Origin of the sequence: Phenylobacterium sp., assembly GCF_016793285.1 — a bacterium.
Taxonomy (GTDB): Bacteria; Pseudomonadota; Alphaproteobacteria; order Caulobacterales; family Caulobacteraceae; genus Phenylobacterium.
On the sequence record NZ_JAEUMO010000037.1, the window covers coordinates 1 to 19,016 of the forward strand.

A 19,016-nucleotide genomic window follows, 5' to 3' on the forward strand; every position below is an offset into this window, starting at 1 on the left:
CTCTACACGGCGACCTTCTACTGGGGCCTCAACAGCGAGCAGCTTCGCCTGTTCGTGATCGGCAGCTTCGCCGGCTACGCCACCGCCTTCGTCTTCGCCGCGCGCATGCACGGCAAGTTCGACAAGCGCGCGACCATGGTCTGGGGCGCGGTCGCTTATTCGATCACGACCGCGGCGCCGCTCGTCGCCGGCATGATGGGCGTGCTGACGCCGCACACGCCGGGCCTCGTGTGGATGCTGATCGCCTGGTCGGCGCTGTCGTACGGCTCGATGAGCGTGCTGCAGATCGGCGCCATGTCGGCGCTGGCCGACATCGCCGACGAGAACGAGCTTCGCTTCGGCGTCCGGCAGGAAGGCATCCTCTACTCGACCCGCGCCCTGGCGGCGAAGATCGACCAGGCCATCGGCTCGCTGCTGGCCGGCTTCGTGCTCTTCATCATCGCCTTCCCGGAGAAGGCCAGGCCCGGCGCGGTGGCGCACGACACCCTGGTCAACCTGGCGCTCTGGGACGGCGTGCTGGCGGCGATCCCGGGCGTGATCGCGGCGATCTGCTACGGGCGCTACGCGATCAACAAGGCCAGCTACGAGGCGACCCGCGCCGCCATCCTGGCGCGTCGGGCCGCGGCCGGGCCGCCGCCGGAGGCCCCGGTCGTCAAGGATCCGCCGGGGGTCGTGGCCGCGACGCCCGCACAGTAGGTTCAGCCGGGCCGCATCGCCTCGATGAGGCTGCCGGTGTAGGCGGCGTGCCCCACGTGGGTGAGGCGGGCCGAGACGTCGGCCCAGATCTCGCCGCCCAGGTCGCGCCAGCGGCGGCAGAAGGCGTAGTCCTCGGAAAGGTAGGCCCCCGTCTCGGGCTCGATCATGGTGTCGAACACCATGACGGTCTCGGCCGCCTGGTTGTCGGCCATGTCGCGCATGTTGGCGCGCAGCTCGGGATGGGCGTCGAACAGCCGCTGCATCGCGGGCCGCCCGATCATCAGGAACCCGGTGCCGCCGTAGGAGACCCTGGCGAAGCCGTCCACGACCTCGACCGAATGGTCCGGCGTGGGGATGAAGCGGACGACGTAGCCGATCGAGGCGGCCTGCAGGTCCTTCACCCCGGCCTTGGCGGCGGCGCGCACCTTCTCCCAGTCGATCTGCTTCAGCGGGCAGACCGCGGCGATCACGTCCTTGTCGGCGTCCAGCAGCCGGAAGACGTTCTCGGGCGCGAAGCCGATGTCGGCGTCGATGTAGAGGATGTGCGTCGCCTCGGGGTGCGCCAGGAACTGGGCCGCCAGGCGCGAGCGGCCCCGCGTGATCAGCGCCTCGCCGCCCATCATGTCGACATGCAGGCCGATGCCCCGGGTGCGGCAGGCCTCCTGCAGCCGCAGCAGCGACTGCACGAAATAGAGGTTCAGTTGGCCGCCGTAGCAGGGGACCGCGAGGTAGATGAAGGGCTTGGACGCGTCCGGCATGATGCGCGCGACCATAGTGGCCGCGTCAGGCGCGCGCCATACGCCGCGCCGCCACGTACCCCGCGACCGCCAGCGCCACGCCCACCGCGTCGGCGACGAAGTCCAGCGGGTCGGAGTGGCGGCCCGTCGGCGTCAGGCCCTGCACCACTTCGATGAAGGCGCCGAAGGCCAGGGCGTAGGCCGGGATCGCGAGCGCGCGGTTCGGCGCAAGCAGGTAGCCGGTGGCCGTCAGCACGAACCAGGCCGCCATGTGCTCGAAGCGGTCGCCCGTGCCCGGGTCGGGCAGGTCGGCGGTCGGCAGCACGCACAGGACCAGCAGGATCGCGGTCGCCAGCGCGTAGAGGCCCAGGCGCACATGTCGCGGAAGGCGGTCCGGGCGGGGAAAGCGGCGCGGGAGCATCGCGCCTTACTTGCACGTCCGATTGCGGCTCTCTAGCGTCCGCGCCGCTGAGAACTGGTGCAGGAGCGGTGTGTGGCTGTCGAAGCGGTGATCTGGGATTTCGGCGGGGTCTTCACCTCCTCGCCCTTCGAGGCCTTCAACCGGCTGGAGGCCGAGCGCGGCCTGCCCGTGGACCTGATCCGCAGGGTCAACGCGACCGATCCCGACACCAACGCCTGGGCCCTGTTCGAGCGGAACGAGATCGACGCCGCGGGCTTCGACGCGCTGTTCCTCGCGGAGTCGACGGCGCTGGGCCATCCGCTGCGCGGCGCCGACGTCCTGCCCAGGCTGGCGGGCGAGCTCCGCCCCCGGATGGTCGAGGCGCTGAAGGCCTGCAAGGCGGCAGGCTTCAAGGTGGGCTGCATCACCAACAACGTGGTTTCCGAGCACTCGCCGGGCCAGGACGGCGCCCAGAAGGCGGCCGGAGCCATGGGCCAGGTCATGCCGCTGTTCGACGCGATCATCGAGAGCAGCAAGGCGGGGGTGCGCAAGCCCGACCCGCGCATCTACCTGATGATGTGCGACCTGCTGGGCGTGCAGCCCGACGCCTGCATCTACCTCGACGACCTCGGCATCAACTGCAAGCCGGCCGCCGGCCTGGGCATGAAGGCGATCAAGGTGCTGAACGTCGACCAGACCCTGGACGAGCTTTCGGTCGCCACGGGGCTCGCGTTCGCGTGAGCCGGCCGTCGAAGATCGGCGCCGAGGCGGCGCTGAAGGACCTGCCCGGCTGGAGCAAGCCGGCGGGCGGGCGCGACGCCATCCAGCGGACGTTCCGTTTCAAGGACTTCAACGAGGCCTTCGGGTTCATGACCCGCGTGGCGATCCGCGCCGAGCAGCTCGATCACCACCCCGAGTGGTTCAACGTCTACAACCGCGTCGAAGTCACCCTGGCCACCCACGACGCCGAGGGGGTCACCGCCCTGGATGTGACCCTCGCCGCGTTCATGGACGAGATCGCAAGCTAGGTCGGCCTCCCGCTGCCGGGCCCGAAGCGACGTCGAGCGGCCTGATCGCGGCATGGAATGAGGCTTCCGGTTGCGGGATTCGCCCGAGACGCGCGCATCGTTGATGAGCCTCGCCTAAATCGCGAACCTGTCGACCCCTGTGGCGATTTCGAGATGGAGCAGCCCGTGAAAATGATCGCACTCGCGTCTTCGGCCCTAGCCGTGGTTCTGGCCGCGACGCCGTCGATGGCGGCCGTCACCACCTACGCCGGTCAGGTCGACTTCGAGGCGGCGGCCGGGCCGACCACGCTCTTCGACTTCAACGCCACGCCTGACGGCAGCTTTGAGGGGACGAGCTACGATGTCGGCCCGTTCACCTTGACGGGCGACCCCACGAACGGCGTCGGCGGCATGGGGGTGGCGAGCGGCGAGGCCTACGGCGACGTCTGCGGCCTCTGCGCCCTGCCCTACGGCTATGTCATCACGTTCGACACCGCGATCACGGCCTTTGGCGCCAGTTACCGGAACGTGCTCTCCGGATCGGGTATCCGCTTCACCGTCAACGGGGACACCTTCGCCGGTCCGGCCGTGAACGACGGCTTCTTCGGCTTCACGAGCACGACGGCGTTCACCACGATCACGGTGAGCGGCGACAACGAGTTCCACTTTTTCGACGACGTCCGCTACGCGAGCGCCAGCGCGGGGGTGCCGGAACCCTCGACCTGGGCGATGCTGATCTTGGGCTTCGCAGGGGTCGGCGCAGCCTTGCGCCGCCGCGCCTGGGCCACCCCGGCCTGAGGCGCCGACCGGTCAGTTGACGACGATGGCGCCCAGCAGGACGCGGGCGCCCGGCTTGCCGAGGATGACGTCGGTCTGGCGCTGGAGCTGCTGGCCGATGTAGTCGGCGCTGGGCAGCGCGCCCGAGGCGAGGCCGGCCGCATAAGCCTGCACGGTCTGCACGTAGGCGGCCCGCAGGCGCGGGATCGACTGCGTGGCGCGGGTCCGCAGCGCCGCGTCGGGAACGTCGAGGCCGCAGTCCACCGCCAGAACGCCGCGCGCGCCGCTCGCCTTGAACGTGGACCCCAGCAGGGTCTGGATCGGGACATAGCTGCCGCCGCCCGATTTCTTCTTCTCTTCGGCCGCGCCGGCGGCGGCCGGGGCGAGCGCGGCGAGGCCCGTCAGGGCGAGGAACAGGCGGCGGTCCATGGCGCGGCGAGCTTCGCCGATCATGGTTAGCGGTCTCTTTACGCGGGCCTGAAAGAACAGGCGGGCGATTCGCCAGCCACGCGGAGGGCCCCTTGGGCCGATTTGCGCCGACCAACCTCGACCTCGACGGCAAGGTCATCCTCGTCACCGGCGGCACCGGCTCGTTCGGCCGCCGCTTCATCGAGACCGTGCTGACGCACGCCAGGCCTCGGAAGCTGATCGTCTACTCGCGCGACGAGCTGAAGCAGAGCGAGATGCAGATCGACCTCGCCGAGCGTTTCGGCCCCGAGCAGATGCTGGCGATGCGCTTCTTCCTCGGCGACGTGCGCGACCGCGAGCGGCTGAGCCTGGCGCTGCGCGGCGTCGACATCGTGATCCATGCCGCGGCGCTGAAGCAGGTGCCGGCGGCCGAATACAACCCGTCCGAATGCATCCATACCAACGTGCTCGGCGCCGAGAACGTGGTGTGGGGCTGCCTCGCCAACCGGGTGAAGCAGGTGGTGGCGCTCTCCACCGACAAGGCCTGCAACCCGATCAACCTCTACGGCGCGACCAAGCTGGCGTCGGACAAGACCTTCGTGGCGGCCAACAACCTCTCGGGCGACATCGGCACGCGCTTCGCGGTGGTGCGCTACGGCAACGTGGTCGGCTCCAGGGGCTCGGTGATCCCGTTCTTCCAGCGGCTGATCCAGCGCGGCGCGGCTGAGCTCCCGATCACCGACCCGCGGATGACGCGCTTCCTCATCACGCTCGGCGAAGGCGTCGACTTCGTGCTCTCGTCGCTGGACCGCATGAGCGGCGGCGAGATCTTCGTGCCCAAGATCCCCTCGATGAGGATCACCGACATCGCCGCGACGATGGCCCCGGACATGGCCACCCGGCTCATCGGCATCCGTCCCGGCGAGAAGCTGCACGAGATGATGATCTCGGCCGACGACGCGCGGAACACCGTCGACCTCGGCGACCGCTACGCCATCGAGCCCGCGTTCGTGGAATACACCCGCGAGCCGCTGCGCGGCGCGGCGATCGCCGACGACTTCAGCTATGTCAGCGACACCAACCCCGAGTGGCTCGACGGGCCGGGCCTGCTGCGGATGCTGGACGAGAACAAGCCGCACGAGCGCCGCCGCCGGTCGAACGACTGAGGGGAGGCCGGGTGTGACGGACGCGATCCTCCCCTACGGCCGCCAGACCATCGACGACGACGACATCGCCGCCGTGGCCGAGGCCTTGCGCGGCGACTTCCTGACGACGGGGCCCACAGTCGAGCGTTTCGAGCAGGCGTTCGCCGAGGCGGTCGGCGCCAGGCACGCCGTCGCCTGCGCCAACGGCACCGCGGCGCTGCACCTGGCGATGCTGGCGCTCAAGGTGCAGCCGGGCGAGGCGGTGATCGCGCCGTCGATCACCTTCCTGGCCACCGCCAACTGCGCCCGCTACGTCGGCGCCGACGTGATCTTCGCCGACGTCGACCCCGCCAGCGGCCTCATGACGCCGGCCACGCTGAAGGCCGCCATCGGCAAGCTGGCGGGCCGCCGGCTCCGCGCCGTGCTTCCCGTCCACCTGCGCGGGGACGCCTGCGACCTGCCCGAGCTGGAGAAGCTGGCCTATCAGCACCGCGCGGTTCTCGTCGAAGATGCGCCGCACGCCCTCGGAACGACGGCAAAGTTCGGCAATGTGGCGGAAACGATCGGCGATGCGCGCCACTCGGCCATGGCCACCTTCTCGTTCCATCCGGTGAAGACCATCGCCACGGGCGAAGGCGGCATGGTGACCACCGGCGATCCGAAGCTGGCCGAACGCCTGCGCCTCCTGCGCTCGCACGGCATGGTGCGGCCGCCGAAGGCCGATCTGTGGTGGTACGAGATGCCCGAGCCGGGCTTCAACTACCGCCTGCCCGATATCCTCTGCGCGCTGGGCCTCTCGCAGCTCGCCAAGCTGCCGCGGTTCGCGGAGCGGCGGCGCGCGCTGGCCGGCGCCTACCGCGAGGCCCTGGCCCCGCTCGCCCCCATCGTGCGCCAGGCCGCCCAGCCGGCCTACAGCGACCCGGTCCTGCACCTGATGACCGTGCTGATCGACTTCGCCGCCGCCGGGACCAGCCGGCGCGAGGTGGTCGAGGCGCTGAAGGCCGAGGGCGTCCTCACCCAGGTCCACTACATCCCGGTCCACCGCCAGTCCTACTACCGCGGCCTCTACGGCGAGCAGGACCTGCCGGGCGCCGATGCGTGGTACGCGAAGTGCCTCTCGCTGCCGCTATACCCGGGGATGGCGGACGAGGACGTGGGCCGCGTGGTCGCGGCGCTGAAGGCGGCGCTGCGGCTCTAGATCGGCCCCGTGGCCTGCGATCTACGCGGCCATCCCCGCCGCCTGGATCAGTTCGCGCACCTGGGCCATGTGCGTGGGCGAGGCCGCGAGTTCGGCGCGAGTCGCGTCCAGCCTGAAGAGCTTCAGCGCCTCGGAGCGGGCGCGTGCGGCGGCGGGCCCCTGCGGCGCGCTCTCGCCGGCGGCCAGCTTCAGGAGCAGGGTCAGGCGCTGGATCAGCGGGGCGTTGGCGGCGGCGACGCTCTGGGACAGCTTGGCGCGGCTCTCGATGTCGCCGCCGATCATGCCCAGCTTCTCCTGGATCGGCTGGTAGTCCTCGGTGACCAGGCCGCAGCGGGCCACGGCGCGCGACAGCCCCGCCAGCCGCGACAGGCGCTCGCCGGGGCTCTCGTGACCGTCGGTCAGCTCCTTGTCGAACTTCAGCGAGTTCACGACCGCCTTCACCCAGCCCGCGGCCTGGCGCTTGTTGGCCGCGCCGATGATGTTCTCGGTGAGCCAGATGAGCGCTTCGACCTCCTCGAAGCTGGTGCGCCCCTGGCCGAGGTAGGCCTCCACGAAGTCGCCGGTGACGAGCATCCGCGAGCGAGCCGCGAACGCGGCCTGCACGTCCTCCAGCGGCAGCAGGTTGCCGGCGGCCGCGGTCAGCGACATGGCGAGCGCGCGCAGCACGTCGATCTCGCGCTCGGCGTCGCCCGGGCAGAGCCGGCGCGGACCCGTCAGGTCGCGCAGGATACGCCGGCCGATCGCCGCGCGGGTCTCCTTGAACTGCTCGCCCGACAGCCACTTCGCCAGGCGCAGCGCCAGCGGCGAGAGTTCGGGCATCACCTTCTGCACCGACTTCTCGACCAGGATCAGCTTCTCCACCGCGTCGAAGGCGGCGAGGCGGGTCATCGACGCGAGGGTGGCGCCGAGGTCGCGGCCCTTGCCCATGACGTCGGTCATGCCCGGCTTGGTCTCGAGGATCTCGGACAGGGGCTGCTGGATGACGTCGAGCGCCGCGGCGCGGCCAAGCCCCGCGGCGGGGGCCGCGTCGGCCAGGTCGATCAGGCGCGTGACCTTCTCGACCCAGGTCGGGGCCGGCGAGATCGAGGCGGCCACGCCCGCGCCCAGCAGGTAGCCGCGCTCGGGGTTCTGGGCCAGGCGCTCGGCGGCGGCGGCGAAGCCTTCCCTGTCGAGGTCCGGCAGCACGCCTTTCTTCTGGTCCCGGATCAGGCGCTCGACCGCGCGCTCGATCAGCGCGTGGAATGTCCGGATCAGCTCATGCACGCTCATCGAGCGGGCGTGCGCCTCCGGCACGGAGATCTTCTGGATGGCGTGCTGAAGGTCGGTGCCCGACGCCTCCAGCTTCTCGACCAGGTCGGGCCGGTGCAGCAGTTCGAACGGCGTGGCGTTGTTGCGCTCGAGCCAGCCCTCCAGGAGCCGGCCGATCCGTTCGCGGGCGTGGACGGTGTAGAGGTCCTGCGGGGTGACGCACAGCGGCTGCGGCTCTTCCCGCGGGGTCGACTTCGCCGCGACGTCGGCCGCGCCCAGCTTCTGGATGACCACCGAGTTGAACTCGCGGGTCTCCTCGTCGAAGACCTCCTTCGTCACCTTCACCGCGGCGACGCGGCCCTCGGCCATCAGGTCCTGGGCGGTCTGCGTCGCGGTCGCGCGGTTCTCGGTGGCGAGGTCCAGCGACCAGGGGGCGCCGGCGATCTTCCGGATGAAGACTTCGAAATGCACTCTCGTCCCGCTCATCGCGAACGTCTGCCCCCCGTCGAGGGGAACCACGTTCGACCAAACAGCTTAAGGCTGCGTTGACCCTGCTCACCTTTCCGGTCGCGGCCCCATTGAGGCCACGGTGAAGGCCCAATAGGTTGCATGACTTCGGTTAAGGAGAATTCCACCTCAGATGGCGAAGATCACACTCGTCGACGATGACGAGAATATCGTGACGTCGGTCAGCCTGGCGCTCGAGAGCCACGGCCACACCGTGAAAGCCTATTTCGACGGCGCGGCAGGGCTCGCGGCCCTGGAGAACGATCCGCCGGACGTCGCCATCCTCGACGTGAAGATGCCGCGGATGGACGGCATGGAGGTGCTGCGCAGGCTGCGCCGAACGTCCGAGGTGCCGGTTATCATCCTGACGTCGAAGGACGAGGAGATCGACGAGATCCTCGGCTTCAACCTCGGCGCCGACGACTACATGCACAAGCCGTTCAGCCAGCGCCTGCTGCTCGAACGCGTGAAGGCGGTGCTGCGCCGCGCCGGCCGCGGCGAGCCCGACGATCCGGCCAGCCCCGCGGCCGCGGCCGACCTGAACGCGCGCGCCCTGAAGCGCGGCAAGCTCACCCTGGACCCGGCGCGCCACGAGAGCCTGTGGGACGGCAAGCCCGTGAAGCTCACCGTCACCGAGTTCCTGCTGTTGCAGTCGCTGGCGCAGCGCCCGGGCTTCGTGAAGAGCCGCGACAACCTGATGGACGCGGCCTACGACGATCAGGTCTACGTCGATGACCGCACCATCGACAGCCACATCAAGCGCATGCGGAAGAAGTTCCGCGAGGTGGATCCTGAGTTCGACGCGATCGAAACCCTCTATGGCGTCGGCTACCGATACCGGGAGTCCTGAGACCGCCGCCGACGCGCCTCCCGAGCTGGGGGTCCTCGAGCGCACGGTCCGGGGCAAGACAGCGCGGCCGCGGCTGAAGTTCACCGGGCTGCCGGGCTCGCGGCTCGGCCGCCTGATCCTGGCGTTCAACCTGCTGGGCCTGGCGATCCTGATCTCGGGGGCGCTGGTGCTGAACGAGCTGCGTCGCGGCCTGGTCAACGCGCGCATCGACAGCCTGTCGACCCAGGGCGAGCTGATCGCCTCGATCCTCAACCAGGCCGCCACGGTGGGCGAGCCCGAGCCGCAGATGGATGCGGCCTACGCGACGGAACTCCTCCAGACGCTCTCCAACCCCAAGGCCCAGCGGGCGCGGCTGTTCGACAGCCGGGGCCGCCTGGTCGCCGATTCCGACTGGATGGCCGACGAGGTCGAGGCGCGCGAACTGCCCCCGGCCCGGCCGCGCGACGCCACCCAGGGCCTCGACCTGATGCCCAAGGCCGAGCCGCCCTCGTTCAAGGAACGCCAGGCGGCGCTCCAGCGCGAGGTCGCGACGGCGCTCCAGGGCCACCGCTATGCCGGACTGCGGCGCAACGCCGACGGCGACCGCGTGGTCTCGGTCTCGCTGCCGATCCGGCATGTGCGCGCGGTGCTGGGGGTGGTGACGCTGGAGGCCAGCGACGTCGACGCCATCATCGCGCGCGAGCGCGCGGCGCTGATCCCGTTCATCCTCATCGCCGTCGCGGTGACGGTGATCTCGTCCTTCCTGCTGAACAGCCTGGTGGCCCAGCCCGTGCTGCGCATGGCGCGCGCCGCCGACCGCGTTCGCCACGGCCGCACCCGCGCCATATCGCTGCCCGACCTCGCGCGGCGCGACGACGAGGTGGGCGACCTCACCCGCAGCCTGGAAGCCATGACCCAGGCGCTCTCGGAGCGGATGGACGCCATCGAGTCGTTCGCCGCCGACGTGGCGCACGAGATCCGCAACCCGCTGACGTCGCTGCGCTCCGCCGTGGAGACCCTCGACCTGGTGACGGACCCGGCCGCCCGCGACCGGCTGCTCTCGATCCTGAAGAACGACGTCCAGCGTCTCGACCGGCTGGTCACCGACATCTCCAACGCCTCGCGCCTCGACGCCGAGCTTTCGCGCGACCAGCCCCGGCTGATCGACCTCAACCGCCTCGTCGGCGACGTGGTCTCCACCTACCAGAATGTGGCCAAGCCGGGCGACGTGCAGGTGACCTACCACGCCCACGCGGGCCTGCAGGCGATCACCGTCGTCGGCCGGGAAGGCCCGCTGGGCCAGATCCTGCGCAACCTGATCGACAACGCCCGCTCGTTCAGCCCGCCGGGCGACACCGTCTCGGTGGGGCTCTGGCGCGTGCAGGACGAGGCGATCGTCACCGTCTCCGACAACGGTCCGGGCATCCCGCCGGAAAACCTCGAGACCGTGTTCGAGCGCTTCTACACGTCGCGGCCGAAGGGCTCGGCCTTCGGCGGGAACTCCGGCCTCGGGCTGTCCATCGCCCGGCAGATCGCCGAGGCGCACGGCGGCATGCTGCGCGCCGAGAACCGCACCGGCGCCGAGGGCAAGGTCCTGGGCGCGATGTTCACGCTCGTGCTCCCGGAGACCGGCGAGTGATTGTCCACGCGGGGCTGATCGCCCGGCGGACGGGCGGGCTCTGGCGCGGCATCCTCATCGAGGGGCCGTCGGGGGCGGGCAAGAGCGACCTGGCGCTCCGCGCCCTGGACCACGGCTTCCGCCTCGTCGCCGACGACCGGGTCCTGCTCTGGACCGACGACGGCCGGCTCTGGGGCCGCGCGCCGGACCCGCTGGCGGGGCTGATCGAGATCCGGGGGCAGGGCATCGTCGCGGTCGCGCCGGTCGGCTTCTGCGAGATCGCGCTCAAGGTGCGGCTCGGAACGCCCGAGCGGATGCCCGACGCCGCAACCGAAGCGATCCTGGGCCTGGCGGTTCCACTCCTGGCGGCAGACCCGTTCGAAGTCTCGGCGCCTGCGAAACTAGGCCGCGCGCTGGAGGCCTTTGACGCGGCGCACAAGAAGCGTATCTAGCTCCGCTCGCGCCCGTTGTTCCGGCGCCGTCTCGGGTGGGGATACCCTTGGATCGTCCGGCATGATCGGCCTCGTGATCGTCACTCACGGCCGTCTGGCGCAAGAGTTCGTCTACGCGATGGAGCACGTCGTCGGCCCGCAGGCTGCGGTCGAGTCGATCTGCATCGGCCCGGAAGACGACATGGAGAAGCGTCGCCACGAGATCCTGGCGGCCTGCAAGCGGGTCGACGCCGGCAACGGCGTCATCCTGCTCACCGACATGTTCGGCGGCACGCCCTCGAACCTCGCCATCTCGGTGATGGAGCAGACCAAGGCCGAGGTCATCGCGGGCCTCAACCTGCCCATGCTGATCAAGCTCGCCTCCCTGCGTACCCGCGCGCCGCTGGAAGATGCGGTTGCGGCGGCGCAGGAAGCCGGGCGAAAGTACATCTCCGTGGCCTCTTACGTCCTGGCCGGAGAGAAGTGAGCTGACCCCCGCCGTCCGCACCGTCGAGATCGTCAACAAGCGCGGCCTGCACGCCCGGGCCTCGGCCAAGTTCGTCAAGCTCGCCGCCACCTTCGACGCCGAGGTGAAGGTCTCGAAGGACGGCACGACCGTCGACGCCCGCTCGATCATGGGCCTGATGATGCTGGCCGCCGGCCCCGGCTGCGAAATCGACATCACCGCCGACGGCGAAGAGGCCGAGATGGCGGTGGCCGCCTTGGTGGACCTCGTCGAGGGTCGGTTCGAGGAAGACGAGTAGCGCCTACGTCTTCAGCCGCCAGCCGGTCCGGAAGATCCAGGTGATCGCCGCGAGGCACGCCGCCAGGAAGCCCAGCGTCGCCGCCAGGCTGACGCCCACGCCCACGTCCGAGACGCCGTAGAAGCTCCAGCGGAAGCCGCTGACCAAGTAGACGACGGGGTTCACCAGCGCGATCTGCTTCCAGACGCCCGGCAGCATGTCGATCGAGTAGAAGCTGCCGCCCAGGAACGTCAGCGGCGTAATCACCAGCGTCGGGATGATCGACAGCTTCTCCCAGCCGTCGGCCCAGATGCCGGTCAGGAAGCCGAACAGGCTGAAGGTCACCGAGGTCAGCACCAGGAAGGCCAGCATCACCAGCGGGTGGCCGATCTCGTAGGGCACGAAGATCCGTGCGGTGGCCAGGATCACGAGCCCCAGCACGACCGACTTGGACGCTGCGGCGCCGACGTAGCCCAGCACCACCTCGCCGGCCGAGACGGGCGCGCTCAGCACCTCGTAGATCGTGCCGGCGAACTTCGGCATGTAGATGCCGAACGAGCCGTTGGAGATGCTCTCGGTCAGGATCGACAGCATCAAGAGGCCCGGCACGATGTAGGCGCCGTAGCTCACGCCGCCGATGCTGGGCATCCGGCTGCCGATCGCGGCGCCGAAGACGATGAAGTAGAGCGAGGTCGTGATGACGGGCGCGGCCACACTCTGGACGATGGTTCGCAACCACCTGTGCATTTCAAACAGATAGATGGCCCGGACGGCGTGCAGGTTCATGCGCGGCCTCCGCGGACCAGGCTGACGAAGATGTCCTCGAGGCTGCTCTCTTCGGTGCGCAGGTCCTTGAAGTCGATGCCGCGCTCGCCGAGGCGGCGCAGCAGCTCGGCGATGCCGGTGGAGTCGGCCTGGGCGTCGAAGGTGTAGACGAGCTGGCCGCCCTCGCCCGCCAGCTCCAGCGGGAAGCCGTCGATGAGCGGCGCGGCGCTCAGCGGCTCCTGGAGCTGCAGGGTCAACTGCTTCTTGCCGAGCTTGCGCATCAACTGCGCCTTCTCCTCCACCAGGATCAGCTCGCCGTGCGAGATCACGCCGATCCGGTCGGCCATCTCTTCGGCTTCCTCGATGTAGTGGGTGGTCAGGATGATGGTGACGCCCTGTTCGCGCAGGCCGCGGACCATCTCCCACATGTCGCGCCGCAGCTCGACGTCGACGCCGGCGGTGGGCTCGTCCAGGAAAAGGATGGCGGGCTCGTGGCTCAGCGCCTTGGCGATCATCACCCGCCGCTTCATGCCGCCCGACAGCGCCATGATCTTCTCGGACCTCTTGTCCCACAGGCTGAGGTCCTTCAGCACCTTCTCCAGGTGGGCGGGGTTCGGCGGCTTGCCGAACAGGCCGCGGCTGAACTTCACCGTGTCCCAGACCGTCTCGAAGGCGTCGGTCGAGATCTCCTGCGGCACCAGGCCGATCTTGGCGCGGGCGGCGCGGAAGTCCTTCTGGATGTCGTGGCCGTCGGCGATCACCTTGCCGCCGCTCAGCCGGACCAGTCCGCAGACGATGCCGATCAGCGTGGTCTTGCCGGCGCCGTTCGGGCCCAGCAGCGCGAAGATCTCGCCGCGCCGGATGGTCAGGTCCACGCCCTTCAGCGCCTGGAAGCCCCCGGCGTAGGTCTTGGACAGCCCCTGGATGTCGATGATCGGCTCGGCCACGCGCGCTCCCTCCAGAGAGCCCCAGATAGAGGCCCGAGGACGGCGGGGCTAGCCGTCCGCCGACAAGCTCTGGCGCAACACGCGGCCGGAACCTGTCAGCAGGCGGCGCCCATCGGCCGCATCCTGAGGTCGGCGAGCAGTTCGTCGTCCTTGCTGCGGCCGGGATTGTCGGTGGTGAGCAGGCGCGCGCCGACGAAGATCGAGTTGGCGCCGGCGAGGAAGCACAGCGCCTGCATCTCCTTGCTCATGTGCTCGCGGCCCGCGGCGATGCGGACCATCGACTTCGGGCAGACCAGGCGCGCGACGGCGATCATGCGGACGAACTCCAGCACGTCGACGGGGTCGCTCCCGCCCAGGGGCGTGCCGTCGATGGGCATCAGGTCGTTGATCGGCAGGCTCTCCGGGTGGCTGGGCAGCGTCGCCAACTGGCGCAGCAGGCCCGCGCGGTCGCGCCGCGTCTCGCCCATGCCGACGATGCCGCCGCAGCAGGTGGCCATGCCGGCGTCGCGGACGGCGGCCAGCGTGTCGAGCCGGTCCTGGTAGGTGCGGGTCGTGACGACCTGGCCGTAGTAGTCCGGGCCGGTGTCGAGGTTGTGGTTGTAGTAGTCGAGGCCGGCGTCCTTCAGGGTCACGGCCTGCGCGGGCGTCAGCATGCCGAGGGTGGCGCAAGTCTCCAGGCCCAGCGCCTTCACGCCCGAGATCATGGCGGCGACCTTCGGAAGGTCGCGGTCCTTCACGTCGCGCCAGGCCGCGCCCATGCAGAACCGCTGCGCCCCGCCCGCCTTGGCCTCCTGCGCGGCGGCGATGACGGTCGCGGCGTCCAGCAGCTTCGCGGCGCGCGTGGCGGTCTTGAAGTGCTGGCTCTGGCTACAGTAGCCGCAGTCCTCCGGGCAGCCGCCGGTCTTGACGCTGAGCAGTTGCGAAAGCTGGAGCTCGGTGGGGTCGAACCAGCGCCGGTGGACCTCGGCCGCCCGGAACACCAGCTCGGTGAACGGCAGCTCGAACAGCGCCTCCACCTCCTCCAGCGTCCAGTCGTGACGGGGGCTCGCCGGGTCGGCGACGTGGACGGGGACGTTCATGGGTAAGCTTACTCCGGGGGAGGAACCGGAGGCCGCTTAGACCGGTCTCCCTGCGGCGCCCAAGCGAGGGACGCATAAAGATTTCCTTATATGAGTGTTGATAGCCTGTGCGGGTCCCGCTATAGGGGCCGGCAACGCATTCCCCGCATCAGGACTGAAGATGACCGACTACGTCGTGAAGGATCTCTCGCTGGCCGACTGGGGCCGCAAGGAGATCGAGATCGCCGAGACCGAGATGCCCGGCCTGATGGCTGTGCGCGCCGAGTTCGGCAAGGCCCAGCCGCTGAAGGGCGCGCGCATCGCCGGCTCGCTGCACATGACCATCCAGACGGCGGTGCTGATCGAGACGCTGCAACACCTGGGCGCCGAGGTCCGCTGGGCCTCGTGCAACATCTTCTCGACCCAGGATCACGCCGCCGCCGCCATCGCGGCCAAGGGCACGGCCGTGTTCGCCATCAAGGGCGAGACGCTGGTCGAGTACTGGGAGTACGCCCACAAGATCTTCGAGTGGCACGACGGCGGCTATCCGAACCTGATCCTCGACGACGGCGGCGACGCGACGCTGCTGTGCGTGCTAGGCCCGAAGGCCGAGAAGGATCCCTCGATCCTCAACAACCCGACCAACGAGGAAGAAGAAGCGCTCTTCACGGTGATGAAGCGCTACCTCAAGGAGAAGCCGGGCTTCTACAGCGCCATCCGCGACGCCTGTAAGGGCGTGTCGGAAGAGACCACCACGGGCGTCCACCGCCTGTACCAGATGCACGAGCGCGGCGAGCTGCCGTTCACCGCCATCAACGTCAACGACAGCGTCACGAAGTCGAAGTTCGACAACCTCTACGGCTGCCGCGAGAGCCTGGTGGACGCCATCCGCCGCGGCACCGACGTGATGCTGGCCGGCAAGGTCGCCGTCGTCCTGGGCTACGGCGACGTGGGCAAGGGCTCGGCGGCGTCGCTGCGCAACGGCGGCGCGCGGGTCATGGTCACCGAGATCGACCCGATCTGCGCCCTGCAGGCGGCGATGGAGGGCTACGAGGTCGTCACGATGGAAGACGCCGCCGACAAGGGCGACATCTTCTGCACGGCTACCGGCAACAAGGACGTGCTGACCGTCGACCACATGCGCGCGATGAAGAACAACGCCATCGTCTGCAACATCGGCCACTTCGACAGCGAGATCCAGATCGCCGGCCTGCGCAACTTCAAGTGGGACGAGATCAAGCCGCAGGTCCACCACGTCGAATTCCCGGGCGGCAAGAAGATCATCGTGCTGTCGGAAGGCCGCCTGGTGAACCTCGGCAACGCCACCGGCCACCCGTCGTTCGTGATGTCGGCCTCGTTCACCAACCAGACGCTGGCGCAGATCGAGCTGTGGGTGAACGGCGCCAAGTACGAGAAGAAGGTCTACACGCTTCCCAAGCACCTCGACGAGAAGGTGGCCATGCTCCACCTCGACAAGCTGGGCGCCAAGCTGACCACGCTCTCCAAGGACCAGGCGGACTACATCGGCGTCGCGCCGCAGGGTCCGTTCAAGCCCGAGCACTACCGCTATTAGACAAGCCCGTCGCCAGGGCTGTGTCGCGGAAGGGCGGTCCTCGCGGGCCGCCCTTTTCGTTTGCGGGGGCCGCACCGCGCCAATGTGAACGGCGATTCACAACCTGGGGGCGCATCGGCGCTGACGCTACTCCAGCGATAGTTGCTGAACGATTCACCATCTGCAGTAGAATAGCGCTGGTTCCCCAACGGGTTCTGCGATAACGGCGAAGGTGTGCCGCTCGCCCTGATCCTCTCGTCGTTCGTGGCCGCCTCGCGCATCGGCGGGGCCGCGCAGCAGTATGTGCTGGCCGCGCACAAGATCGACCCCGTGCTGGCGCCCACCGCAATGTTCGGTCGCACCCCGGCGCGTGGCGGCAGGGGCGAGGTGACCTCGCCCGACGTGTTCCGGCGCATGCTGGGCGACATCGAGGCCGACGCCCTCTTCGGCATGGTCGACCTGATCATCACCGGCCACTTCTCCGACCCCGAGCAGGTGGAGATCGCCGCCGGGGTGATCGAACGCGTGCGCGTCACCGAGCGCAGCGAAGCCTGGGGCGCGCGCCCGCTGGTGCTGGTCGACCCGGTGCTCGGCGACGCGCCGGGCGGACTCTACGTGAAGTACGACGTGGCCCAGGCGGTGGAGGACCGGCTGGTCCCGCTCGCCGACTGGCTGACGCCCAACCTCTGGGAGCTGGCCTTCCTGGCCGACAAGCGGATCGAGACCGCCGCCGACGCGCGCGACGCGGCCCGCAGCCTGGGCAAGCCCGCCCTGGTCACCTCGGCGCCGGCAGGGGAGGGCGAGATCGGCCTGCTCTACGTCGACAAGGAGGAGGCGGTGCTGTTCAGCCACCGCCGCATCGCCACCGCCCCCAACGGCACCGGCGACCTCGTCACCGCCAGCTTCGGGGCCGGACTGGTCGAAGGCCGCGATCCCCGCGACGCCGCCGAGCGGGCCGCCCGCGCCGCCGCCGAGACCGTCGCGGCGGCCCAGGCCTGGAAGTCCACGGAACTCCCGATCGTGGCGCTCGCCGAGCGCATCGTGAACCCCACCGCCCCGGTGCGCGTCGAGCCGCTCTGACGCGCCGCTTGCCATCCGGCGGCCGACCGTTATCCAGCGTCGGAGATGGCTGAGATCACAGGTTTCGCGCCGGCCCGCTTCGCGGCGGTCAAGGACGCCTTCGCGGCGAGCTTCGACGCCGGCGAGGAGCTGGGCGCGCGCTTCACCCTCGTCGAGGCGGGAGAGGTCGTGCTCGACCTGATGGGCGGCTTCGCCGACCGCCGTCGCGAGCGGGCCTGGGACGCCGCGACGCTGGCTCCGGTGTTCTCCACCACCAAGGCCGTGGCCGCCCTGATGATCGCGCGCCTGGTGGACGCCGCGCGGCTCGACTACGCCCAGCCCGTCGCCGACGTGTGGCCCGAGTTCGCCCAGGCCGGGAAGGCCGCCGTCACCGTCGAGCAGGCGATCTCCCACCAGGCCGGCCTGCCGGGCTTCCCGGAGCCCATCGACCCCGCGCTGTGGACCGACTGGGACGCCATCTGCGCCCGTCTGGCCGCCATGGCCCCGATGTGGCCGCCGGGAACCGCCAGCGGCTACCATCCCGTGACCGTGGGCTACCTCGCGGGCGAGATCTTCCGGCGCGTGGACGGCCGCACCATCGGCACGGCGTTCCGGGAAGACATCGGCGCGCCGTTCGGCCTCGACCTCTGGATCGGCCTGCCCGAGGGCGCGGACGACCGCGTCGCCGATCTCGTGCGGCCCAGCGCCATGCCCGACTTCGGCGAGATCAACGAGGCCACCCGCGCCGCCTTCCTGGCGCCCTGGTCCTCGGCGGCGGGCAAGGCGGCGGCGGACTACCGGCGCATGGAAGTGCCGTCGACCAACGGCTACGCGACGGCCGAGGCGCTGGCGCGGCTGATGGGGGCGCTCGCCAACGACGGCTGGCTGGAGGGCGACGAGATCCTGTCGCCGGCGCTGATCGCCGAGGCGACCCGCGAGCGCATCCGCGGCCAGGACCTGGTGCTGCCCTACGAAATGAGCTGGGGCGCGGGCTTCATGCGGAATGAACCCTGCTTCCCGTGGGGCCCGACGCCGGGCGCGTTCGGGCACTCCGGCTGGGGCGGCGCCTGCGCCTTCGCCGACCCGACGAAGAAGCTCGGCTGCGGCTACGTGATGAACAAGCAGGGCACGGCGCTCATGGGCGACACACGTCCCAAGCGCCTGATCGAACTCGCCTACGCGGCGCTCTGAATCACCTCTCCCTCCCTCTCGCAGACTTCTCACAGACAAGAGGGTAGGGAGAGGGCCGGCTGGGCGACTCCGTTAGCCTGTCGAGGTCCCGCACGTCACCCGTGGCCCTCGTCGCACCAACGGCGGATCACGTCTGCACGAGCCGGCCCTCTCCCTACCCTCTCCCTCTCTTCGCGCTACGCGCTCGGGGGAGAGGCGGAAACGAAAAAGGGCCCCGAGGGGCCCTGATCCGTCGCGGCGGCGGTGGAGGGGCTCAGGCGCCCAGGCCGGCGGTCGCGAAGGCGGTCAGCATGCCGAGGACGAGGATCGCCAGCGGGACGATGCGGTCGGCTTGGCGTTCGAAGGTCGAGAAGAAGGTCATGACACACACCTCTGAGTTTCGGGTCGAAGCGCCAGGGGAGCGGCGCTGTCCGTCTGGACACTGTTTAGATAGCGCCATCTGAACGCTGCATAGATCAGCGATTTCACAGACCCGCTATGCGTTTTTGTACGGAACCGCTATTCGGCCGCCACTTCGGCGACGGCGGCGCGGATGGCGCGCGAGCGGCGCCACGCACCGACCAGGAACACCGCCGCCCCGGCCCAGATGAAGCCGAACGAGGTGGCGTGCAGCGTCGTGAAGGGCTCGCCCTGGGCCACGCCGATGGCGAAGCCGATGGTCGGGCCGATGAACTGCAGGAAGGCCATGGTCGAGAGGGGC

The 19,016-nt window shown here is 69.8% G+C and carries 21 protein-coding genes and 1 pseudogene; 14 read left to right on the forward strand and 8 right to left on the reverse strand.

From position 1 onward, the window contains the following. The coding region (locus tag JNL41_RS04405; RefSeq protein WP_293473059.1) for an MFS transporter at positions 1-696 on the forward strand (696 nt) is incomplete at its 5' end. Between the two features lie 2 nt (positions 697-698). Here JNL41_RS04405 and JNL41_RS04410 read toward each other — a convergent pair. Both JNL41_RS04410 and JNL41_RS04415 read right to left on the reverse strand, forming a co-directional pair. Continuing rightward, a complete protein-coding gene (locus tag JNL41_RS04410) occupies positions 699-1,469 on the reverse strand; it encodes a hypothetical protein (protein ID WP_293473060.1) in 771 nt (256 codons plus the stop codon). 10 nt (positions 1,470-1,479) lie between these two features. Then, the gene (locus tag JNL41_RS04415) at positions 1,480-1,854 is read right to left on the reverse strand and encodes a hypothetical protein (protein ID WP_293473061.1); all 375 of its coding nucleotides are present in this window, start codon (positions 1,852-1,854) and stop codon (positions 1,480-1,482) included. Between the two features lie 72 nt (positions 1,855-1,926). Between JNL41_RS04415 and JNL41_RS04420 the strand changes: the two genes are divergently transcribed. The 3 genes from JNL41_RS04420 to JNL41_RS04430 all read left to right on the forward strand — a co-directional run bounded on the left by JNL41_RS04420 (position 1,927) and on the right by JNL41_RS04430 (position 3,638). Then, the gene (locus tag JNL41_RS04420) at positions 1,927-2,574 is read left to right on the forward strand and encodes an HAD-IA family hydrolase (protein WP_293473062.1); all 648 of its coding nucleotides are present in this window, start codon (positions 1,927-1,929) and stop codon (positions 2,572-2,574) included. Then, on the forward strand, positions 2,571-2,861 hold the full coding sequence (locus tag JNL41_RS04425) for a 4a-hydroxytetrahydrobiopterin dehydratase (RefSeq protein ID WP_293473063.1): 291 nt from the start codon (positions 2,571-2,573) through the stop codon (positions 2,859-2,861). Before JNL41_RS04420 ends, JNL41_RS04425 begins: the two co-directional genes overlap by 4 nt. 171 nt (positions 2,862-3,032) lie before the next feature. After that, on the forward strand, positions 3,033-3,638 hold the full coding sequence (locus JNL41_RS04430) for a PEPxxWA-CTERM sorting domain-containing protein (protein WP_293473078.1): 606 nt from the start codon (positions 3,033-3,035) through the stop codon (positions 3,636-3,638). 12 nt (positions 3,639-3,650) lie between these two features. Here the strand turns inward: JNL41_RS04430 and JNL41_RS04435 are convergent, their stop codons facing one another. Next, positions 3,651-4,070: a Tat pathway signal protein gene (locus JNL41_RS04435; RefSeq protein WP_293473064.1), complete on the reverse strand. Its 420-nt coding sequence runs from the start codon at positions 4,068-4,070 to the stop codon at positions 3,651-3,653. 68 nt (positions 4,071-4,138) lie between these two features. Here JNL41_RS04435 and pseB point away from each other — a divergent pair, with 68 nt between their 5' ends. Together pseB and pseC are read left to right on the forward strand one after the other, a co-directional pair. Next, on the forward strand, positions 4,139-5,191 hold the full coding sequence (gene pseB, locus JNL41_RS04440; protein WP_293473065.1) for a UDP-N-acetylglucosamine 4,6-dehydratase (inverting): 1,053 nt from the start codon (positions 4,139-4,141) through the stop codon (positions 5,189-5,191). 13 nt (positions 5,192-5,204) lie between these two features. Continuing rightward, positions 5,205-6,368 carry a UDP-4-amino-4,6-dideoxy-N-acetyl-beta-L-altrosamine transaminase gene (pseC, locus tag JNL41_RS04445; protein ID WP_293473066.1) on the forward strand — a complete coding sequence of 388 codons (1,164 nt, stop codon included), beginning with the start codon at positions 5,205-5,207 and terminating at the stop codon, positions 6,366-6,368. A 21-nt stretch (positions 6,369-6,389) separates the two neighbouring features. Here the strand turns inward: pseC and JNL41_RS04450 are convergent, their stop codons facing one another. Then, positions 6,390-8,102 (reverse strand): hypothetical protein, encoded by a 1,713-nt coding sequence (locus JNL41_RS04450; RefSeq protein WP_293473067.1) that lies wholly within the window; start codon positions 8,100-8,102, stop codon positions 6,390-6,392. A gap of 154 nt (positions 8,103-8,256) precedes the next feature. Here JNL41_RS04450 and JNL41_RS04455 point away from each other — a divergent pair, with 154 nt between their 5' ends. From JNL41_RS04455 to JNL41_RS04475, 5 genes are all read left to right on the forward strand, one after another. Beyond that, the gene (locus JNL41_RS04455) at positions 8,257-8,973 is read left to right on the forward strand and encodes a response regulator transcription factor (RefSeq protein WP_293473068.1); all 717 of its coding nucleotides are present in this window, start codon (positions 8,257-8,259) and stop codon (positions 8,971-8,973) included. Continuing rightward, positions 8,942-10,591, forward strand: coding sequence for a stimulus-sensing domain-containing protein (locus tag JNL41_RS04460; protein ID WP_293473069.1), 1,650 nt, complete (start codon positions 8,942-8,944; stop codon positions 10,589-10,591). The genes JNL41_RS04455 and JNL41_RS04460 overlap by 32 nt, the downstream gene beginning before the upstream one ends. Next, positions 10,588-11,022 (forward strand): HPr kinase/phosphorylase, encoded by a 435-nt coding sequence (locus JNL41_RS04465; RefSeq protein WP_293473070.1) that lies wholly within the window; start codon positions 10,588-10,590, stop codon positions 11,020-11,022. Before JNL41_RS04460 ends, JNL41_RS04465 begins: the two co-directional genes overlap by 4 nt. Positions 11,023-11,083: 61 nt before the next feature. Next, positions 11,084-11,488: a PTS sugar transporter subunit IIA gene (locus JNL41_RS04470; RefSeq protein ID WP_293473071.1), complete on the forward strand. Its 405-nt coding sequence runs from the start codon at positions 11,084-11,086 to the stop codon at positions 11,486-11,488. A gap of 1 nt (position 11,489) precedes the next feature. Continuing rightward, positions 11,490-11,765: an HPr family phosphocarrier protein gene (locus JNL41_RS04475; RefSeq protein ID WP_293473079.1), complete on the forward strand. Its 276-nt coding sequence runs from the start codon at positions 11,490-11,492 to the stop codon at positions 11,763-11,765. A gap of 3 nt (positions 11,766-11,768) precedes the next feature. On the opposite strand, the gene JNL41_RS04480 is transcribed toward JNL41_RS04475, so the two are convergent. The 3 genes from JNL41_RS04480 to bioB all read right to left on the reverse strand — a co-directional run bounded on the left by JNL41_RS04480 (position 11,769) and on the right by bioB (position 14,535). After that, a complete protein-coding gene (locus JNL41_RS04480) occupies positions 11,769-12,530 on the reverse strand; it encodes an ABC transporter permease (RefSeq protein ID WP_293473072.1) in 762 nt (253 codons plus the stop codon). Further along, on the reverse strand, positions 12,527-13,456 hold the full coding sequence (locus tag JNL41_RS04485; RefSeq protein ID WP_293473073.1) for an ABC transporter ATP-binding protein: 930 nt from the start codon (positions 13,454-13,456) through the stop codon (positions 12,527-12,529). Before JNL41_RS04485 ends, JNL41_RS04480 begins: the two co-directional genes overlap by 4 nt. A gap of 95 nt (positions 13,457-13,551) precedes the next feature. Then, positions 13,552-14,535, reverse strand: a complete 984-nt coding sequence (gene bioB / locus JNL41_RS04490; protein WP_293473074.1) for a biotin synthase BioB — start codon at positions 14,533-14,535, stop codon at positions 13,552-13,554. Positions 14,536-14,695: 160 nt separating this feature from the next. Between bioB and ahcY the strand changes: the two genes are divergently transcribed. The 3 genes from ahcY to JNL41_RS04505 all read left to right on the forward strand — a co-directional run bounded on the left by ahcY (position 14,696) and on the right by JNL41_RS04505 (position 18,316). Then, the gene (ahcY, locus tag JNL41_RS04495) at positions 14,696-16,087 is read left to right on the forward strand and encodes an adenosylhomocysteinase (RefSeq protein ID WP_293473075.1); all 1,392 of its coding nucleotides are present in this window, start codon (positions 14,696-14,698) and stop codon (positions 16,085-16,087) included. 213 nt (positions 16,088-16,300) lie between these two features. Continuing rightward, entirely contained in the window at positions 16,301-17,146 is an 846-nt protein-coding gene (locus JNL41_RS04500) for a PfkB family carbohydrate kinase (RefSeq protein ID WP_293473076.1), read from the forward strand. Between the two features lie 45 nt (positions 17,147-17,191). Next, positions 17,192-18,316 carry a serine hydrolase domain-containing protein gene (locus JNL41_RS04505; RefSeq protein WP_293473077.1) on the forward strand — a complete coding sequence of 375 codons (1,125 nt, stop codon included), beginning with the start codon at positions 17,192-17,194 and terminating at the stop codon, positions 18,314-18,316. A 498-nt stretch (positions 18,317-18,814) separates the two neighbouring features. Here the strand turns inward: JNL41_RS04505 and JNL41_RS04510 are convergent. Continuing rightward, positions 18,815-19,016 (reverse strand): annotated as a pseudogene (locus JNL41_RS04510) (EamA family transporter RarD); the annotation flags it as partial.